Raw genomic sequence first — 20422 nt, 5'->3', positions numbered from 1 at the left:
GGATTTGCCTAATAGCGTCCCCCTCCAATAAAGTATTTTTTGTAATAAAGTTCAGATAAGTTGTTGATTACCACACCTCGGCTAGTTGATGCATGAATAAAATTACCATCACCTAAATATATGCCAACGTGACTAACAACTGTTTTGTTGATTTTAAAAAATACGAGATCTCCGGGTTTAATTTTGGCTTTTGCTATTTTATTCGATTGGCTGTATTGATCTCTTGAGGAGCGTGGCAATGAAATATTGAAAACCGATTTGTAAATCTGTGTTGTTAAACCTGAACAATCGATACCAGATTTGTTAGTTCCTCCATATCGATAAGGAGTTCCAACCCAATTCTTAACTTCCATATTTAAATTATCTGAATTGATCGAAGTTTCCGATTCTGTTTTGATGCTTGGCTTCGATATCGGTTTTTCAGTAATTAATGTTTCACCACTGAGGTGAGCAATACGGTTATTAATTCTGCTGATATTTGATTGAATCTGATCTTTTTCAGATCTGACTGCTGATAATTCTTTTCTTTTGTCGGTAAGTTTATCCAGAATCTTTTGTTCCTTCCGACGGATGGTTGTTGTATTTCTTCTTTTTTTACGTTTGCCGGCTTCGGCCCAGGCTTTCTTTTTTAGTATTTCTTCTTCCTCCGCCAGTTTTTGCTCAGTTACCTTGATATGGCCCAATTCTTTATCAAGATTTTTGATTTCTTTCTGAAGCTGGCGTATTTCCTTTTTTGGCTTTGAATCTTCATTCTCAGACCTAAAATCAGGCGGACATGCTGCGTGCAACTGCAAAGTCAACAATAAAAGAAAAAGGGAAGAAAGAAGTTTATTAATCATTCATTAAAGCATTTTACTGAAAAAGGAAGCAATCTTTTTTAACTATCAAGAATAATAAACGAGCAGGTTTAAGATTCAGTATCTCAACCACCAGCCTTTTTTACCTTATAGCCTTCGTTCTTGAGGAGATCAACCACTTTATCACGGAAATCGCCCTGGATAAGAATTTCTCCATCCTTGGTGGAGCCTCCAACGCCGCATTTACTTTTTAGCATCTTACCCAAGTCTTTTAAATCATCATCATTACCAACAAAACCGGTAACCAGGGTTACTTTTTTACCACCCCGGTGCTTTTTATCAAGCATCACACGTAAATCCTGTTGCGAAGGAGCAAGAGTTTCCTGTTCTTCGTCTTCGTTATATTGGTAATCAAAATCCTGGTTCGTTGAGAAAACAACGCCATCCAGATTTTTCCATTTTTTCTTTGCCATTCTTTTTTTTGTGATAAAAATACAATTAATCGCTAAAATTCCTCATTCTATTAAATTGCTTTCACCAATGTGTGATCAGATATAGAAAGAATCAAATGCAATTCACCTGAATACTATTGATAAAATAAGCAAATGATTTTAACCACGAATTACACAAATTTCACGAATTAGATTTTAATGGTGTTTTCATAGGATAAAATCAGTTTAAATAAGCCTGAAAGGCTGACTGTAAAAGCCGTGGGTTTTAACCCACGGTATTAGAGAGTTGTAAATCCGTCGCACGCAGTAGCCTGTTTATCTGGCTAATCCTATTGCAACAGTTTAATATCTTATAATTCTATACACTACTTTCTTTGTCTGCCAAACAAAGAAAGTAACAAAGAAAATTCACCACGAATGATGCCTTTTTGAAATGGTTATCCCACAAGCCTTACCGAACAAGGGCCTCATTTCAAAAAGCCCGCTCCATTCGTGGACACCCACCGCACCTCAAATCAGCAATTTTTACCATTTATCCTTTGGTTTACCGGAATGCGCCTTCAGGAAAATGCGTTTAGAAAATCAAAGAATGGAGCGTTAAAAAAGAAAAGTTGTTTGATCCTGATTTAGAAACTGTAGGTTTTTGGCAGCCAAAAGCCACAAGGTTCTTATCGGGTGAGTTCTTTTATTTTAGCGGAGAGAATTGATTTTTAGCAATTTTCATGACAGCGCGGCACTTCTTGTTTACTTCTTCTTGCTGCAGAGAAGAAGTAAAAGCCCCCGCGGCTTGAGCGGGTTAAAAAGAATTATTGCTTTGGTATGATAATGACTATGTGTGAAGGCGAAGTGTTAATTTTAAAATTAGTTAGGATGGAATTCAACCAATTCCTTATGAACTTAATCGATAAATCAGCAAATATTTCATAACCACAAATTACGCTGATTTCAAGAATTATATTTTAATGGTGTGTTCATAGGATAAAATCAGTTTAAAGAAGCCTGAAAGGCTGACTGTAAGAGCCGTGGGTTTTAACCCACGGTAATGGAAAGCTGTAAATCCGTCGCATGCAGTAGTCTGTTTAGTCTGATAATCCTATTGCGACGGCATGGAAATCTATTATTCTCTCCATTTTTTCTAAGATCTTTTACAATCATAATAAGCCTGATTACTGGAATATTTAAGCCATAAATCATCAAATGATTTTAACCACGAATTACACAAATTTCACGAATCAGATTTTAATGGTGTGTTAAACGGTAAAAGTTGATTAAATAAGCCTGAAAGGCTGACTGTAAAAGCCGTGGGTTTTAACCCACGGTATAAGTGAGCTGTAAAACCGTCGCACGCAGTAGCCTGTTTAGTCTGATAATTCTATTGCGACGGTATCCTAATTTTTTTCATCTGGTATCTGCTCCATAAAAGAAGGAAAAGTCCTTGTGCGTTAAACAAAAACAATAAATTCTTGAAGCACATTACTGACTATTCGTAGATTATTTAATTAACTTAGTAAAACACTAATCTTATAAATATGAGACTGCTTTTCTCTTTGTTCTTATGTCTATTATTATCTCCGGTAATAGGACAGGTATCTAACGATTTTTCAAAGCTTGACGATTATTTTGATTTGCTCGAACAAAACAACAAGTTTATGGGTGGAGTTGCCATTTATGATGGCGATGATCTTTTGTACGAACGCTATTGCGGATACGCAGATATAAATAAAGGTCAAAAGATTGACTCACTGACAAAGTTCAGAATTGGATCAATCTCAAAAATGTTTACATCGGTTTTACTTTTTCGCGAAATAGAAAAAGGCAAGCTAAGCCTGGATACACATCTCGACCAATTTTTTCCGGATATTAAAAATGCTGAAAAAATAACAATAGGCCAGCTGTTGAGGCATCGAAGTGGTATTCATAATTTCACCAATGATTTGGATTATCTGGGGTATATGACTTATGAGAAATCAAGAGAGGATTTATTGCAGATTATTCAATCAAAAGGATCCGATTTTGAACCTGGGGAGAAGATGCAATACAGTAACAGTAACTTTGTGCTTCTCACATTTATACTTGAGGATCTTTCGGGTGAATCATATAGCAGCTTGGTTGATATTCTGTGTGTTGAATTGGGTTTGAAACATACAAAGGTAGGTGGTAAAATAAATACTTCCGACAATCAAGCCCAATCTTATAAATTCGTTGAAAACTGGCAGCCCGAGAGTGAAACCGATATGAGTATTCCATTAGGGGCAGGTGCAATTATTTCAACTCCCAGAGACTTGAACTTGTTTATTCAAAAACTATTCAATGGTAAGGTCCTCCGTGATGACAGTTTTAAGGCAATGACAACCATAAAAGATGGAGTAGGGTATGGCATTTTTTCATTCCCTTTTCACGATAAAACGTTACTCGGACATAATAGTGTAATTGATGGATTCAGAAGTAATTTATCAATTAATAAAAACATCAGTCAGGCGGTAACCGGTAATGGGTTTAATTATAATCTTAATGATATTTTAATTGCCTGTTTAAGCGAAATGTTTGACCGAGATTATGAATTGCCTGATTTTAGTGCTAAAAAAGTGGAATTGGAAGAAGGCGTTTTAAAAAGTCTGGAAGGAACCTATTCATCATCACAAATGCCTTTGAAAATATGGATTGCATTTAGCGATGGTAAATTAACAGCACAGGCAACCGGACAATCACCTTTTCCTCTAACAGCCTATGAAAAAGGAGTTTTTAAGTTTGATCCGGCAGGTATTCAATTAATTTTCCCTTTGGAGAAAGATCAGATTGTATCCGGAAAATTTCAACTCAAACAAAATGGAATGACATTCGAGTATCAGAGGGAGTAATTCTTTCGTACTTTTGTGGGCATGGAGGTAAGTACAATTAAAGTAATTGGTTTTGATGCAGATGATACACTGTGGGAGAATGAAACATTTTTCAGAGAGGCAGAGCATCAATTCGCCATGATTCTGTCAGATTACATGTCGGAAGAGGAGATAATGCATGAGTTATACCAGGTTGAACTGGCAAATATGCCTTTGTATGGCTATGGAATCAAGGCTTTTATTCTTTCTTTGATCGAAACAGGAAGTTTAATAACTAACAATCAGATAACTGCTGATCAAACCAATCAAATTTTAGCTATTGGTAAGAATATGTTGAATAAACCGGTGAAATTACTGGATGGTATAGAAGACGTATTGCAAACCCTGTCTCAAAAATACCGTTTGATAGTTGCAACCAAAGGAGATCTGCTCGATCAGGAACGAAAGTTGTCAAAATCAGGCTTGATAAAGTATTTTCATCATATTGAAATAATGAGTGATAAGCATCCTGAAGCCTATTTGAAATTAATCAGACACCTTGATTGTAAACCTTCTGAGTTTTTAATGGTTGGGAACTCTATGAAATCAGATGTATTGCCCGTTGAAGAAATTGGTGGATACGGAATTCATGTTCCTTTTCATACAACCTGGCAACATGAGATGGTTGAGAATCATGTGAAATCAGATCGTGTGATTGAGGTTGAGAGTGTTAAGGATGTATTAAAGATATTTAATTATTAAGTATGATAGTAACCTTAATGGGGTCTGTTGCTGCAGTACTCACTACGTCTGCCATGTTTCCGCAAGCAATACGTATTATTAAAACCCGTGATGTGCATAGTATATCGTTGCTGATGTACCTGGCAAATACCATTGGAATAGTGTTTTGGCTTATTTATGGTGTTTTGCTGAAGGAGATGCCAATTATCATAGCTAATTCAATAGCAATTATTCCGGCTGCATTAATTCTGATACTGAAAATCGTACTGGGAAAGAAAGGTAAGGATTAAGAGCAAAAAATAACCATCTCACGATTGCTGTCTGACGTTTCTCAATTCAAGAACAACCGATGAGATGGTTTGTACAATTACTTATCTTGCGGTCTAGTAATTGGTTTTGTTAATTTCGAAATAAGATTGTGGGTGCAAACATGCCGGGCAATTCTTAGGTGCTTTTGCTCCTTCATGAATGAAGCCACAATTGCGACACATCCAGGTAACTTTTCCGTCTCTCTCAAAAACTTTACCATCCATTAAATTGTCGAACAACTTACGATATCTTGCTTCGTGATGCGCTTCAACTTTGGCAATCATTTTAAAAGCAACAGCTACTTCTTTAAAACCTTCTTCTTCAGCTATTCTGGCAAATTCAGGATATAATTCAGTCCATTCTTCGTTTTCACCGTTGGCAGCAGCTTCCAGGTTAGCTTTTGTATCGCCAATTACACCGGCTGGATAAGAAGCTGTGATTTCAACCATTCCACCTTCCAGGAATTTAAAGAATCGTTTGGCGTGTTCTTTTTCCTGATCTGCTGTTTCCATAAAAATAGAAGCAATCTGCTCCAAACCTTCTTTTTGAGCCTGCTTGGCAAAATAGTTATAACGCATACGAGCCTGCGACTCACCTGCAAAAGCTTTCAACAGATTTTGTTCTGTTTTTGATCCTTTTAAAGTTGTCATAATATGTTCATTTTTGATTTTAATCTGGGTCGAACAACAATATTAATTCTTTATTTTTTTATTTTTAATATATATATAAGCTCATTTCCTTATTTAGATTTTTTCCAAACACTTAATTACAATGACTAATGATGGATATTTGCAAAATCATAAAGAAAGAGCGATTTAATAATCAGTATATTATTGTATAGTTAAATCGGGTCAAACATCGATTTGGGTGATCCACAAGTAGGACAGGTCCAATCATCCGGTAAATCTTCGAACGAAGTGCCTGGAGGAATACCATTTTCTTCATCTCCTTCTTCGGGGTCATAAATATATCCGCATGCCAGACATTTATATTTCTGAGACGAGGATGGAGCAGATGATTCTTCTTTAACCTTAATCTTTGATTTATCGATGTAAGTAGGAGCATTTTTAGGTGCAACACCTTTTTTAACTTCACGATAATAGGCGTAGGTTAATGGATCAGCCTCTTCATCAAGCAATTTGTTTTCAATAATCTCACCAATGAAAATAATATGAGTTCCCACATCAACCTTTTGAGCTACTTTACAATCAAACCAGGCAATAGAATCTTCAGTTACAACGGGTGTTCCACTCAGGCTTGTACCATATTCAATTTGTTGAAATTTATCCGTGTCTTTTCCGCTTTGATAGCCAAATAAACCAATGGTTTCGGCTTTGGCACTTTGCTTAAGTATTGAGATTGAGAAATATTCCGACTGCTCAATAAGTTCACAGGTAAGATTGTCTTTATTACAGCTGATCGCAATTTGCGGAGGTTCGGCAGTTACCTGAAAGACAGTATTGGCAACATAGCCATTTGATTTTTCATTGGCTTTTGCCGAAATAATATATAATCCATAAGTAATTTTAAAAAAAGCTTCAATGTTCATTTTGAGTCTGTTTTTGTGATCATATAAATTTAAACTTTATTCATCTATAGTCGAAGAATATCTTGCTTGGAGTGTAATATTTTTGCAGATTTGGATTCTATTTAGATTGATTGTAAATTATGATTTCTTAAATTTTATCATGCATAATCTGAATATCATAGTTTACTTTTGACCTTAGGAATGTGATACCTGAATCATATATTATAAACTGCGATAATTCTATCATCCGTTGCCTAGTGCAATAAATTGATTAATTGTTCGATATGAATAAAATAGTTGAGAAGGAGTTTTTTTCTGAAAACGTTGTGCGTTTGGAAATTGAAGCTCCTCGAATTGCAAAAGCCCGTAGAGCCGGACATTTTGTAATTGTTAAAGTGGGTGAAAAAGGGGAGAGAATTCCTTTAACCATAGCATCAGCCAATCCCGAAAAAGGTACCATCACTCTTGTGGTACAACGTGTGGGTGTTTCATCACGACGCCTGGCTGATTTAAATGTTGGTGATGAAGTAACTGACCTGGTTGGACCATTAGGACAGGCAACGCATATTGAGAATTTTGGAACGGTACTGGCCTGCGGTGGCGGTGTTGGAGTAGCTCCTTTGTTACCAATTGTTGAAGCCTTGAAAAAAGCAGGTAATAAGGTGGTTACTGTTATTGCTGCCCGTACCAAGGATCTTATCATTCTGGAAGATCAGATCAGAGAATACTCTGATGAGTTGATTATTACAACCGACGATGGATCTTACGGTGAGAAGGGTTTGGTAACCGAAGCAATGGAGAAAGTGCTTCAGCGCGAAAAAGTGGATTTGTCTGTTGTGATTGGTCCGGCTATCATGATGAAGTTTGCTTCATTAACTACTAAAAAATATGAAGTTCCTACTTATGCGAGTTTAAATACTATCATGGTTGATGGAACCGGAATGTGCGGGGCTTGCCGGATTACGGTTGGAGGTAAAACAAAGTTTGTTTGTGTTGATGGTCCGGAGTTTGATGCACATCAGGTGGATTTTGATGAGATGTTGCTTCGTTTAAACGGATACAAGGAAATAGAAAAAGAAGCAGAACAAAATTACCTTCATTCAAAAGATAAACAATAAGATGGCTGTTAGCAAAGAATTTTTAAAAGAAGAAAGAGAGCAGTCCTGGAGGGTTGATATACGCGGTTTGATGAAAAATAAGGAACGGACCGCATTGGAAAGGATTCATATGGGCGAGGTTGATCCAAAAGAACGAATTCTCTCAAATATTGAAGTAAATAAAGGATTAACACAGGAGGAAGCACTTGGTGAAGCACGCCGTTGTCTGGATTGTCCGGACCCGACTTGTATAACGGGTTGTCCTGTAGAAATAAATATTCCAAAGTTTATAAAGCGAATTGAAAAGGGCGAGTTTCTGGAAGCAGCTAAAGTGCTAAAAGAAACCAGTGCTTTGCCGGCTGTATGTGGTCGTGTCTGTCCACAGGAGAAACAGTGCGAATCAAAATGTTTTTATACCGTTAAACTGAAGAAGGAACCAGTTGCAATTGGATATCTTGAGCGTTTTGCTGCCGATTACGAGCGCGAAACCAATCAGATGTCGGTTCCTGAAGTAGCTAAAAGTAATGGCATTAAAGTAGCCGTAATAGGAAGCGGACCTGCCGGACTAACGTTCGCAGGCGATATGGCTAAACAAGGATATGATGTTACTGTTTTTGAGGCTTTGCATGAGATAGGCGGTGTATTAAAATACGGTATTCCTGAATTTCGTTTGCCTAATAACATTGTGGATGTTGAAATTGACATTCTTCGTAAGATGGGTGTTAAGTTTGAAAACAACTTCATTGTTGGTCGAACTGCAACCATCGAGGATCTGAAGGAAGAGGGTTTCGAAGGTTTCTTTACGGCAAGTGGAGCAGGTTTGCCTCGTTTTATGAATATACCGGGTGAGAACTATATTGGTGTTTTGAGTTCAAACGAATACCTGACCCGTATAAATCTGATGCACGCTGCCAGTCCTGATACGGATACGCCCATCTTAAGTGGTAAAAATGTTGCTGTTATCGGTGGTGGAAATACTGCCATGGATTCGGTTCGAACAGCTAAAAGGCTGGGTGCAGATAGGGCTATGATTATCTATCGACGTTCGATGGAAGAGATGCCAGCACGTGTTGAGGAAATTAAGCATGCACAGGAGGAAGGAATCGAATTTATGACTCTGACTAACCCTGTTGAATACTTTGCTGATGAAAAAGGTAAAGTCAGCAGGATGAGAGTTCAGAAAATGGAATTAGGTGAGCCGGATGCTTCTGGTCGACGTCGCCCAGTACCCATGGAAGGATCGGAATATGATATTGATGTTGATACCGTGGTGGTTAGTGTTGGTGTATCGCCAAATCCATTGATTCCAAATTCATTACCTCAGTTAGAAACGACACGATGGGGTACAATTGTGGTAGATGAAGAAAAACTTCAATCTTCTATTCCGGAGATGTTTGCAGGAGGAGATATTGTGAGAGGAGGAGCAACCGTAATTCTGGCAATGGGAGACGGCCGAAATGCAGCCGCTGCTATGCATCAGTATCTTCAGGAAAAACATAACTCTTAAACAGATGAGAAATCTTTCAACTACATATTTAGGTATACCCATTAAAAATCCAATTGTGATTGGTAGCTCTGGTTTGGCTTCAACCATTGGTGGTATTAAAAAACTGGCTGAAGCTGGTGCTGCTGCCATTGTATTAAAATCAATTTTTGAAGAAGAAATTGTAGCCGAAGCAGAACAAACCATTGGTCAGCAATTGGGCGTGGATGATAATAACCTGGAATTTTTCGATTATTACGATTACCAGGTCAAACAGGAAACGCTTGAGAAATATGTCTCATTGATTAACGAGGCAAAAGAAGCGGTTGATATTCCAATTATTGCAAGTATTAATTGTACTTCGTATAGCGAATGGATATCGTACGCTAAGAAATTTGAAGAAGCAGGTGTGGATGGGATTGAATTGAATATCTTCAAGCTCCCTTATGACGTTGAGGCATCTGCTGAATCAATAGAAAAGATTTATTTCGAGATTGTTGAGAAAGTTAAACATTATATTAAGGTTCCGGTAGGTATTAAACTTGGGTCTTACTTTACCAATATGGGAAATGTTTTAGCCTGTCTTTCAAAAAAGGCTGATGGTTTAATTCTTTTTAACCGCTTCACTTCTTTAGATTTCGATATTGAAAACGATCAGGTTGTAAGTGGTAAGGTTTATTCCAATCCTGAGGATTTTGCCATGTCGTTACGCTGGATTTCCATTTTGTCTCCTGTAGTCAAAAGTGATCTGATAGCTTCAACGGGTATTCACGAATATACAACTCTTGTTAAGATGATTATGGCTGGAGCTTCTGCAGTTGAGCTGGTATCATCCGTTTATAAAGAAGGACCGGAAATCATTCGATGGATGCTGGATGAAACAGAAAAGTGGATGGAGAGAAGAGGATATGAATCGTTAAATGACTTTAAAGGAAGAATGAGTCAAAGTCAATCGAATAATCCTGAAATGTTTGAACGCGTTCAGTTTATGCGTTATTTCTCTAGCTATAGCAAATAGGATAGGAGACACATGACAGAAGACCGAGGACGGAAGTTTGAGGTTGGATTGATTTTATTGCCAATGATTCAATAAATCAATTTTCGATTGAGAGGCGAAAAAGAGGAAGTGCAATTGTCGGACTGTCAGACTTTGTGCTTCGGAATATTTTTGCCTTTTACCTTTTACTTTGGGCTTTAGTTTACTAACTTCTTTGTTTCTAAGTATTTTATTTCTATCTTTGCGCCCTGAATTTAAAACCTTCTAAAAATTAAGAAGATATGTTGAATCATTATGAAACCGTTTTCATTTTAACTCCCGTTTTGTCTGATGTTCAGATGAAGGAAGCGGTAGAAAAATTCAAAGGTTTGATAACCGAGAATGGAGGTAAAATAGTAAACGAAGAAAATTGGGGCCTACGTAAATTGGCTTACCCAATTCAGAAGAAATCTACGGGTTTCTACCAGTTGTTTGAGTTCGATGCTGAACCTGAATTCGTTGCAACATTGGAGACAGCTTTCCGTCGTGATGAGCGTGTTATTCGCTTTTTGACATTCAAGCTTGACAAATACGCAAAGGCGTATGCAGAAAAAAGAAGAGCTAACAAAAAAGAAGAAAAGGAGAACTAGACCATGGCACAGAATCAATCAGAAATCAGATATCTTACTCCTCCATCAGTAGAGATTAAGAAGAAAAAGTACTGTCGTTTTAAGAAAAACAAGATCAAGTACATCGATTACAAAGATCCTGAGTTTTTGAAGAAGTTCTTAAACGAGCAAGGTAAAATTTTACCTCGTCGTCTTACTGGTACTTCTTTGAAATATCAAAGAAAAGTAGCTCAGGCTGTTAAGAGAGCGCGTCACTTGGCCTTGTTGCCATACGTAACCGATTTGATGAAATAAGAAAAAGGAGGATTTACGATGGAAATTATTCTTAAAGAAGATATTCAGAATCTTGGCCACAAGAACGAAATTGTTACTGTGAAAAATGGTTACGGACGTAACTATTTAATTCCTCGCGGAATGGCTGTACTAGCTACTGCTTCTGCCAAGAAAGTACACGAAGAAAACATGAGACAACGTGCTCATAAAGAAGAGAAAATTAAAAATGATGCCCTTGAGGTAGCTAAAACATTGGAAGGTAAGTCATTTACCATTGGTGCTAAAGCTAGCCAGACAGGTAAGATTTTTGGTTCGGTAAACACTATTCAGATCGCTGAGGCATTAACTAAAGAAGGTTTTGACGTTGATCGTAAAAACATTTCTATGAAAGAAGATGCCAAAGAATTGGGTACTTATACTGCAACTATCAAATTGCATCGTGAAGTGAAGGTTGACATCTCTATTGAGGTTGTTGCCGAGTAACATTTTTTATTAATCTCGGATTATTAAAAAAACATTTTTCAAACAAACATAAACCACCATGGGGACATGGTGGTTTTCTTTTTGTCTTAATGGTAGCTGTATTCAGGATATAAAAAAACTGCTTCTCATTATTGAAAAACAGTTTCAGAAGTATTTTGTATGCTGTTTACTTAACAGCCACTGTTTCAATTTCGATTAAAACACCCAATGGCAATTCTTTAACTGCAAAAGCTGCTCTTGCCGGAGGGTTAACCGGATATCTCGATCCGTAAACTTCGTTCATTGCTTTAAAGTTAGCCATGTCGCTTAACAGGCATGTTGATTTTACAACATCGGCAAAAGTATACCCGGCTTCTTCCAGTATAGCTCCGATATTTTTCATTACCTGCTCTGTTTGTTCTGTAATGCCACCTTCTACAACTTTACCTGTGGCAGGATCAACAGGTACCTGACCTGAAATATATAAGGTTCCGTTTACTTCTACTGCCTGACTGTATGGGCCAATGGCTCCCGGAGCATTGGTTGTTGATATTATTTTTTTCATGAGTATATATTTTTAAAATGAAACCTCAATTTAGACAAAAGTTTTTGAGGATTTCGGAATAAGTAATTTAATTTAAATGCTTTATGCTTAATTGTAAAAGTTCGAATTGTCTCGTGCACTGTTACGTTTTTCATATTTTAAATCCTGCAACATGCTCGAATTTACCCTGATAGTAAAGAAATATGATTTATATCGGCCAACTGGAACCAAACTAAAATTCATGCTCCAACAATGTAAATCGCGGCTGATTCCCATGCTGGTGTGTGCCAACGACTTTTGATCGAAACTATATCCCGAAGAAAAGTTGATTTTCCATTTAGGAGTAAGAGAAAAGTTACCATTAAAGTTAACATCTGATGTTACCTTAAAGTCGTAATCCATCTTATCCTTGTTAAAGGTTCCCTGCGAAAGCCTTAAGGAATAATTAAATGATATGTTCCAGGGTATTGAAAAGTCGGCATAGCCATCATCTCCTGCAGTTAGATTTCTGTTGTCATCTTCACCAAATTGGGGTAACCCTGAAGTTGGATCATCCGGATTTAAAGCATCCATGTTAGGTGGTTCCTGACTTTGGTCCTCATTTGGATCAGTGTTTTCTTTCTTTTTCTTGAATGTGTCAGATCCTATACTGTATCCAAAGCTTAGGTTGGCACTTGTTAAACGGGCTAATTTTCCATTATTAACTGTGAACTGATCAACCCTTATTGGGTTACCTGTACTGGTTGTATCCATAGCATATGGATCGAACCGGGCACCAAAATTGATATTGGTTCCTAAAATTTTTGTTCTGCCAGACATGTTAATGGTCGATAGTTTCAATGAGTCGGCCAGGAAATTATAACTTGAACTAAAATTTAAACTTTCGAGTATCTTAACTTTTGTTACAGAATCATTTTTGTTTTTAAGTTTCATCTCAAGGGTGTTGCCTAAGCTGATTCCCATAGATCCTGATTCACCTGAACCAGGGGTACCATAAAGATATCCTTCGTAATAGGAGTATTTCTTGCGTACTACTTTATCAGTGCTTTGGTTGTAGTATTCAAACCAATCGTAGAAACCATATTTAGGATCACTAAAGTCGGGACTGTAAGAGAATGAAACAGATGGAGTGGCAACGTGACGTATCGCTTGAACCTTATCTCCAAATAGTTTTTTCCAAGGAGTAAAAGTGGTGTAAACTTTTGTGGATGTTCCAGCACTTAAACTATAGTCGTAGGCTCTGTTAAAGCCTGAGATAGGATCACTTTTAACAATTTCTTGCTCATCTTCATCCCAATACTGTTCAGTCCTGGAGAGATACCAACGTTCTTTGTAGTTAAAAGATGGATTTAAGGTAAAGTGTTTTAAGAATTTAAAATTCATTGAAACCGGGATGCTGTGTTGCATACCGTTCTTCCATTGATTGGTAAAGTGATCGCCTGTAAAACCTAATTCATACTCTTTAGCACTTACGTAGTTCTTGGCATTACCAGTGTATGATAAACTTATTTTTTCAAGAAAGTTCTCATTAGTACCTACTTTATTCTTCTTTTTAAAAGGATAAAATCGGTTTACAGTAAAGGTAACGTCAGGTATTGTTAAGTCAATTGTTGTGTCGCGACTATTTTGAGAGTGTAAAAGGTTTAACGATAAGTTAAAAGGTTTGCCTGCCCATCGTTTACTATACGAAATACTTGATCGTTTGGTATTTCTTGAAATGTCGCTACTGTTTACAGTTCCAAGAGAATTAATATTATTCTGGTCGTACGAACTGGTTGAATAATTTACACTGGCCGAGAAGGTTTGATAAGGATTTGCTTTTTGATCCTGTCGATGACTCCAGGTGATAGACATATCCTTTGTTTTTTTGAAATCAGGAAGATCTTTCTCGCTGTAAAGGTTTTCCATGTACTGAAAGTTGAACCTTCCACTGTATTTATATCGTACCTTATAGTTGGTTGTTGTTCTGGAAGCCCAGGAGCCGTTGGTGAATATGTCTCCCTTCAATGTCAGATCAAAATAATCGTTGGCTGCCCAATAGTAACCTCCTTCTGTAAGTCCGAATCCACGAATTGTTTCGTCGCGATAGGATGGAAATATAAAACCGGAACTATAAGTGGAAGTACTAGGAATCATTGCAAAAGGTATGAACAATGGTAGTTTTACATCCTCCAGAACCAAATATGCAGGGCCTGTAATGGTTTTTTTACCAGGGATTACCTTTGCTTTGGTCAAATTCAGATAAAAGTGAGGATGATCATGATGATCGCAGGTGGTATACCTGGCATCTTTCATACAGTATGCATCATCTTCAATCTTTTTAGCTCTGTCTCCTACAACAAAACCTTCCCCTTGTTCAGTAACAATATGCTTGATAATGGCTTTTTCAGTTTTGAAATTATATTTCATTTCTCTCATCTGGTATTCGCCACTTGGATCTTTAAAGACAGGTAAACCAATTTCGTTATTCAGAGAGTCTTTTGTTCCGTATGCAACAGCAATACTGCTGTCCATATCAAGAATAATAGTGTTGGCAGTTAATAAAATGTCCTGATAACTTAGCTCGGCTTCACCATACAAATAGGTTTTCTTGGTTACCATATCTGTAAAAATAGAGTCTTTTGCTTTGTACTTTACTTCAGAATCAATTATAAAGGTGTTCGGATTTGAAGTTGTAGGAGGTTTATTTATAGTGTCTTGTGTTTGTGAAGGAGGTTCCTGAATCCTATTTCTAAGAGTGTCATTTCTTAAGATAGGATCATTTAATGAATCTAACTGAAATGCTGTCGGTCTCATCACAGGTCTCAATTCCGTAGATTGAGCATTTGATTTAACACTATGAAAAAAAACAACTGCCAATAATGTTGTTATCAACATGATTTTTAGCAGTCTACTATGTTGTGTGTGTAGAATTGTCAAAGTGGTCATTTTTTCAAGCGTCCACAAAAATAAATAAAAATTGCGCACGTTGCGGATTACATAAAAAAAATAGGTAAAACCGGCTACTTTTTTATCTCGTCAATATTTTCCTATTTTTGAACAGTAATTTGTAAAAGTATGACAATTTTTCCACGATATACACGCATAGTTTTTTCAGTAATTATAGGTTTTTTATTGTTTTTAACTGAAAACGAGCTGGTAGGACAAGAGGCTATTAAGTTTAATACTATTGTTATTGATGCAGGCCATGGTGGAAAAGATCCTGGTGCAATTGGTAAAATGTCAAAAGAAAAGGACATTGTACTGGATGTGGCTTTGAAACTGGGTGCCTATATTAATGAATATCTACCTGAAGTGAAGGTTGTGTACACACGCTCAAAAGATGTTTTTGTACCTCTTAACAAAAGAGCTGAAATAGCAAACAAGAACAAAGCTGACCTCTTTGTATCAATTCATGCAAATTCAATCAGTGTTCCGTCTATTGCCGGGGCCGAAACTTTTGTTCTTGGACTTCATCGTACAGAAGAAAACCTCGAGGTTGCCAAGAAAGAAAACTCTGTAATTGTTTTGGAGGAAGACTATAGCACTACCTATGAAGGTTTCGACCCGAATTCACCGGAGTCGTATATTATTTTTGAGCTGATGCAGAATGTGCATCTCGATCAAAGCATTCATGTGGCATCTTTGGTGCAAAATCAATTCCATAGCCGTGTTGGTCGAAACGACAGAGGAGTGAAGCAAGCTGGATTTCTGGTGTTGCGCGAGGCTGCCATGCCAAGCGTTTTGGTTGAACTTGGTTTTTTGAGTAATAATAAAGAAGAAAAGTTTATAGCTTCTGAAGAAGGAAAAACCTATATGGCTTCTGCATTGTACAGGGCTATTAGAGATTATAAAACAGAGCATGACGAGAAAAGTAAGATGCAGGATCTGACTCAGGCAAAAATCAAAGCTAAGAATGAAATTTATTATCGTATTCAGATTGCATCATCAAAAGCTCAAATTAAGGCCGGAACCAAGATTTACAAAAAGTTTGAAGACCTTTGGGAATATAAAGAAGGCCAATATTATAAGTATACTACAAGATGTGTGTCTGATTATAACGAAATTGTTGAACAGTTAAAAGCCGTGAAAAAAGAAGTGCACGATGCTTTTGTGGTTGCTTTCCATAATGATCAGAAAATAAATGTTAGTGATGCTCGAAAAATGACTAACGATAAATAATATCCCAAAAATAAACATTAACAAAAACCCATATTGATGAAGAAAGAAATAAAAATAGGTTTAACGGTTTTAGTAGCCTTTGTTGTTCTGGTTTGGGGAATTAATTTTTTAAGTGGAAGAGATATATTAAAGATAGGTGATTTCTATTATGGAACATATGCCAGAATTGATGGCTTAACAAAAGCCAGCCCTATTTATTATAAAGGATTTAAAATTGGATACGTAAGAGATATAGATTTTCATCCAACTTTAGCAGACCGTTTTCTGGTAACCTTTGAATTGCAGAAAGAAGTCCCATTACCCGTAGATACCCGTGCTCAAATATATAGTTTGGATTTGATGGGAACCAAAGGCGTTCAGTTGTTGCCTGGTAAATCGGGTGATATGCTGGCTTATGGTGATACTATGATGACATCAGTAATGGGAGATCTCAAAGATCAGGTGAGTATGGAGGTGCTACCGCTAAAAGACAAGGCAGAGCGTTTGATCGTTCAGCTAGATTCTGTATTTACCAATTTAGGCGATCTGGTTGATGAAGAAAATAAAATCAGTATTAAAGAATCAATGAAGTCATTTAATAAGTCAATGGAGAATTTTCAAAGGATTTCAGATAATTTATCGAAAAAACTGGATGATGGTGGAGATTTTTCCAATGTTATTACGAGAACTGATTCTGTAATGATGATGCTTACTTCTCAGGGGCCGTATATGGATACTGTTTTCCAAAGTATGGCTGGTTTTAGTCAGCAGCTCGAAGATGCTCAATTGAATGAATCATTGTTGGCATTAAAGAAAACACTGAATTCAACCTCTGATTTATTATCAACTATAAACGAAGGAGAGGGGAGTTTGGGTTTAATGCTGAATGATAAGGAATTGTATTATTCGCTTACAGAAGTTTCAGCCAGCTTAAACAGATTGTTGATTGATGTGAGGCATAATCCTAAAAGGTATGTTAGTTTTTCTGCCATTGATTTTGGTAAGAATGTGACCGTTTCGGATGGCTCTTATGGTGTTCTTGGTGTTGTTTATCAGGTTCAGTTGAAAGAATCAAAAAAACCGCTTCAAATGGATTCTGTTATTTTGGATGGAAAGTATAATGTATTCGAAGATTATCGAAACTCCAAATATTACTACTCGGTTGGTCAGGCCCGTTCATTTGATCAAATAGAAAAAGTTTATGACGAAGTAAGGCCTGTTTATGATGAGGCAAAGATCGTCGCCTTTGAAAATGGCCAATCTTTAAGTGTAAGAAAGGCCAAAAAAATTACTGAATAAAAAATATATATTCTGATAAATAATTTAGTATTAAATATTTTTTACCCTAATATCAAATTTTTTTGCAAAAAAGTCGAAATCGCTTGGTATAACAACGATTAAGGTATGTTGAGAGATATGGGTTAATTGTTTATTATTCATAAAATCAGGTAATTAGGCTGAAAATCTTTAAAAGGCTGATTTATAGTATTAGAACAATAAAATTGAGAATGTCAAGAAAATTAATATTTTTTTTTCCATTTTTTTATCACAAATTTTGTTTTTGGAAAAGGGATAGTGTTGAACATAAAGCTTAAAAAGGAAAACAAAAAAGAATGAATGTCGATTACTCTAATGTTTGGTCGAATTGTCTTCAGGTGATAAAAGACAATATACCCCAAACTAGTTACCAAACCTGGTTCGAGCCTATTAAGCCTGTTAAGTTGGATAAAGACATCCTAACAATACAGGTTCCCAGTTTATTCTTCTATGAATATCTGGAAGAGCATTATATCGATTTGCTAAGCAAGACTCTTAGAAAAAGCCTGGGGTCTAATGCTAAGCTCGAATATAATGTTGTGATGGACAATAGTCATATTAATAACAGGAAACCATATACTTTAAATTTCCCAACTACTAACAAAACAGATTTGCGTAATCGACCTGTTTCGGTTAGTACTAATCAGGACCGACCTGATATAAGAAACCCTTTTGTGATACCCGGGATAAAAAAGTTAAATGTTGATCCTCAGTTAAACAATGACTATAATTTTGAGAATTACATTGAAGGAGATTGTAATCGCCTGGCACGAAATGCTGCAATGGCAGTTGCAAAAAATCCTGGTAAAACAGCTTTTAACCCGTTGTTTCTTCATGGTAACTCAGGATTGGGAAAAACACATCTTGCACAATCCATTGGTATTGAAGTGAAACGTAGAATGCCGGAAAAAACGGTTTTGTATGTTAATGCCAATAAATTTCAGACTCAGTTTACTGATTCGGTAAGGAATAATTCACAAAATGATTTTCTGAATTTTTATCAAATGATTGATGTATTAATCATTGATGATGTTCATGAATTTGCAGGAAAAACAAAAACTCAAAATACATTCTTCCATATTTTCAATCACTTGCATCAAACAGGTAAGCAGTTAATTATTACCAGTGATAAGGCTCCGGTTGAATTGGCTGGAATGGAAGATCGTTTATTGTCAAGATTTAAATGGGGTTTATCTGCTGATTTGCAGGTTCCGGATTTCGAAACACGTGTTGAAATTTTAAACCGTAAAATCTATAATGATGGTTTAACCGTGCCGGAAGATGTTGTGTATTACATTGCCAGTAATGTTATCAACAATGTTCGGGAGTTGGAAGGTGCTTTAATTTCTTTGTTGGCCATGGCAACATTGAACAAGAAGGAAATTAACTTCGAAACAGCTAAAGGCATCATTGATAAGCTTGTTAAAAAGACATCAAGAGAAATTTCGATTGAATCGATCTCGCAAACAGTATGTGACTATTTTGGATTGGATCTGGATTTGTTGCAATCTAAAACACGTAAACGCGAAATAGTACAGGCTCGTCAGGTTGCCATGTATTTCAGTAAAGGACTAACCAATTCTTCATTGTCGACCATTGGTGCTAAAATTGGTAAGAAAGATCATGCAACGGTATTACATGCCTGTAAAGCTGTGAACAATTTAATTGAAACCGATAAAGATTTTAAAGGGCAGATCAAAGAAATTGAGGCTCAATTGAAATCATAACTTGAAAACGCTAACTTTCAAAAAAAGACATCCGTTTTTTGGATGTCTTTTTTTGTTTGTAATCGTTTACTCCCCAATTTAATTATTTTTGCCTTGTTATAATTTTTACTAAATGAGAGAGTTTCCTGCAGAATGGTATGAACAAAGTGCTGTTCAGTTGACATGGCCGGATGCTTCCACAGATTGGAAAGATATTCTGGAAGAAGTAATCCCGGTATTTAAAAGTATTGCTGATGAGATTAGTGAAGATCAGAAAGTATTAATTGTTACACAGGATGTAAGTGCTGTCAAACAGATGTTTGATGGAAATGCAAATATTGTGGTTGTTGAGAGTGAAATTAATGATACTTGGGCTCGAGACCATGGAGGTATTTCTGTTTTTGAAGATGGAAAACCTGTTTTGCTTGATTTTGGATTTAATGCCTGGGGTAACAAGTTTGAATTCAATAAAGACAATGATATCACCCAACGGAAATTTAAAGCTGGTGTATTTAAACCAGAGGTTGAATATTCTGATAATCTGGATTTTATTCTTGAGGGTGGAAGTGTTGAATCGGATGGCAAAGGAACCCTACTAACTACTTCAGAATGTTTGTTGTCTCCCGAAAGAAATCCTCAGTTTTCTAAAGTGGAGATTGAAAATGAATTGAAAAAGCGTTTAGGTGCTAATAGAATATTATGGTTGGATAATGGATATCTGGCAGGTGATGATACTGATAGTCATATTGATACTTTGGCTCGCTTGATTAGTGAAGATACCATTGCATACGTTGCTTGTGAAGATGAGAATGATGAACACTACATCAGTTTAAAGGCAATGGAAACAGAGTTGATGGACTTCAGACAAGACAACGGAGAACCTTACAGGTTGGTTAAACTGCCAATGGCGGATGCGGTGTATGACGAAGAAGACAGATTACCTGCTACTTATGCTAACTTTTTAATTATCAATAAAAAAGTATTGGTTCCGTTTTATAACTCAAAAAAAGACGAAGAAGTTAAAAAGATAATGGCAGAGCTCTATCCTGATCGTGAGATAGTTGGAATCAATTGTTTACCTTTGATCAAACAGCATGGTTCATTGCATTGTATCACCATGCAGTATCCTAAAGAGTTTGTAAAATAGATTAA

General features: G+C 36.5%; 19 protein-coding genes. 13 read left to right on the top strand and 6 right to left on the bottom strand.

Annotated features, from left to right (window positions below):
• Positions 1-8 precede the first annotated feature (8 nt).
• Together ACRD62_RS17860 and ACRD62_RS17855 are read right to left on the bottom strand one after the other, a co-directional pair.
• Positions 9-839 (bottom strand): C40 family peptidase, encoded by an 831-nt coding sequence (locus ACRD62_RS17860; RefSeq protein ID WP_430821472.1) that lies wholly within the window; start codon positions 837-839, stop codon positions 9-11.
• An 83-nt stretch (positions 840-922) separates the two neighbouring features.
• Positions 923-1270 carry a translation initiation factor gene (locus tag ACRD62_RS17855; protein ID WP_430821471.1) on the bottom strand — a complete coding sequence of 116 codons (348 nt, stop codon included), beginning with the start codon at positions 1268-1270 and terminating at the stop codon, positions 923-925.
• A gap of 1508 nt (positions 1271-2778) precedes the next feature.
• Here ACRD62_RS17855 and ACRD62_RS17850 point away from each other — a divergent pair.
• The 3 genes from ACRD62_RS17850 to ACRD62_RS17840 are packed head-to-tail and all read left to right on the top strand — an operon-like array spanning position 2779 to position 5096.
• Complete coding sequence (locus tag ACRD62_RS17850; protein ID WP_430821470.1) at positions 2779-4107, top strand: serine hydrolase domain-containing protein; 1329 nt, start codon at positions 2779-2781, stop codon at positions 4105-4107.
• A 21-nt stretch (positions 4108-4128) separates the two neighbouring features.
• Entirely contained in the window at positions 4129-4827 is a 699-nt protein-coding gene (locus tag ACRD62_RS17845; RefSeq protein WP_430821469.1) for an HAD family hydrolase, read from the top strand.
• Positions 4828-4829: 2 nt separating this feature from the next.
• A complete protein-coding gene (locus ACRD62_RS17840; RefSeq protein ID WP_430821468.1) occupies positions 4830-5096 on the top strand; it encodes a SemiSWEET transporter in 267 nt (88 codons plus the stop codon).
• A 93-nt stretch (positions 5097-5189) separates the two neighbouring features.
• Here ACRD62_RS17840 and rbr read toward each other — a convergent pair whose 3' ends face one another.
• Both rbr and ACRD62_RS17830 read right to left on the bottom strand, forming a co-directional pair.
• Positions 5190-5765, bottom strand: a complete 576-nt coding sequence (gene rbr / locus ACRD62_RS17835; protein WP_430821467.1) for a rubrerythrin — start codon at positions 5763-5765, stop codon at positions 5190-5192.
• A gap of 191 nt (positions 5766-5956) precedes the next feature.
• Positions 5957-6664: a flavin reductase gene (locus ACRD62_RS17830; RefSeq protein ID WP_430821466.1), complete on the bottom strand. Its 708-nt coding sequence runs from the start codon at positions 6662-6664 to the stop codon at positions 5957-5959.
• Positions 6665-6927: 263 nt separating this feature from the next.
• On the opposite strand from ACRD62_RS17830, the gene ACRD62_RS17825 reads away from it, so the two are divergent.
• The 6 genes from ACRD62_RS17825 (at position 6928) to rplI (ending at position 11584) form a co-directional block, all read left to right on the top strand.
• A complete protein-coding gene (locus tag ACRD62_RS17825) occupies positions 6928-7761 on the top strand; it encodes a sulfide/dihydroorotate dehydrogenase-like FAD/NAD-binding protein (RefSeq protein WP_430821465.1) in 834 nt (277 codons plus the stop codon).
• 1 nt (position 7762) lies between these two features.
• Positions 7763-9247 carry an NADPH-dependent glutamate synthase gene (gene gltA / locus ACRD62_RS17820; RefSeq protein ID WP_430821464.1) on the top strand — a complete coding sequence of 495 codons (1485 nt, stop codon included), beginning with the start codon at positions 7763-7765 and terminating at the stop codon, positions 9245-9247.
• 4 nt (positions 9248-9251) lie between these two features.
• Positions 9252-10241: a dihydroorotate dehydrogenase-like protein gene (locus ACRD62_RS17815; RefSeq protein ID WP_430821463.1), complete on the top strand. Its 990-nt coding sequence runs from the start codon at positions 9252-9254 to the stop codon at positions 10239-10241.
• 260 nt (positions 10242-10501) lie between these two features.
• Entirely contained in the window at positions 10502-10849 is a 348-nt protein-coding gene (rpsF, locus tag ACRD62_RS17810; RefSeq protein ID WP_321409643.1) for a 30S ribosomal protein S6, read from the top strand.
• Between the two features lie 3 nt (positions 10850-10852).
• The gene (gene rpsR, locus ACRD62_RS17805; RefSeq protein WP_212188816.1) at positions 10853-11122 is read left to right on the top strand and encodes a 30S ribosomal protein S18; all 270 of its coding nucleotides are present in this window, start codon (positions 10853-10855) and stop codon (positions 11120-11122) included.
• A gap of 18 nt (positions 11123-11140) precedes the next feature.
• Complete coding sequence (rplI, locus tag ACRD62_RS17800) at positions 11141-11584, top strand: 50S ribosomal protein L9 (protein ID WP_321409646.1); 444 nt, start codon at positions 11141-11143, stop codon at positions 11582-11584.
• Between the two features lie 166 nt (positions 11585-11750).
• Here the strand turns inward: rplI and ACRD62_RS17795 are convergent, their stop codons facing one another.
• Together ACRD62_RS17795 and ACRD62_RS17790 are read right to left on the bottom strand one after the other, a co-directional pair.
• Positions 11751-12128: a RidA family protein gene (locus ACRD62_RS17795; protein ID WP_430821462.1), complete on the bottom strand. Its 378-nt coding sequence runs from the start codon at positions 12126-12128 to the stop codon at positions 11751-11753.
• Positions 12129-12215: 87 nt separating this feature from the next.
• A complete protein-coding gene (locus ACRD62_RS17790; protein ID WP_430821461.1) occupies positions 12216-14984 on the bottom strand; it encodes a putative LPS assembly protein LptD in 2769 nt (922 codons plus the stop codon).
• Between the two features lie 180 nt (positions 14985-15164).
• Between ACRD62_RS17790 and ACRD62_RS17785 the strand changes: the two genes are divergently transcribed.
• The 4 genes from ACRD62_RS17785 (at position 15165) to ACRD62_RS17770 (ending at position 20417) form a co-directional block, all read left to right on the top strand.
• Positions 15165-16268 carry an N-acetylmuramoyl-L-alanine amidase family protein gene (locus tag ACRD62_RS17785; protein ID WP_430821460.1) on the top strand — a complete coding sequence of 368 codons (1104 nt, stop codon included), beginning with the start codon at positions 15165-15167 and terminating at the stop codon, positions 16266-16268.
• 36 nt (positions 16269-16304) lie between these two features.
• Positions 16305-17546: an MlaD family protein gene (locus ACRD62_RS17780; protein ID WP_430821459.1), complete on the top strand. Its 1242-nt coding sequence runs from the start codon at positions 16305-16307 to the stop codon at positions 17544-17546.
• Positions 17547-17860: 314 nt separating this feature from the next.
• On the top strand, positions 17861-19291 hold the full coding sequence (gene dnaA / locus ACRD62_RS17775) for a chromosomal replication initiator protein DnaA (protein ID WP_430821458.1): 1431 nt from the start codon (positions 17861-17863) through the stop codon (positions 19289-19291).
• A gap of 112 nt (positions 19292-19403) precedes the next feature.
• Entirely contained in the window at positions 19404-20417 is a 1014-nt protein-coding gene (locus ACRD62_RS17770) for an agmatine deiminase family protein (protein WP_430821457.1), read from the top strand.
• Positions 20418-20422 lie beyond the last annotated feature (5 nt).

Origin of the sequence: Carboxylicivirga caseinilyticus (genome assembly GCF_050589785.1) — a bacterium.
Classification (GTDB): Bacteria; Bacteroidota; Bacteroidia; order Bacteroidales; family Marinilabiliaceae; genus Carboxylicivirga; species Carboxylicivirga caseinilyticus.
The sequence above is the reverse complement of the archived record's forward strand: the minus strand, read 5'-3'. Positions and strand labels throughout refer to the sequence as shown.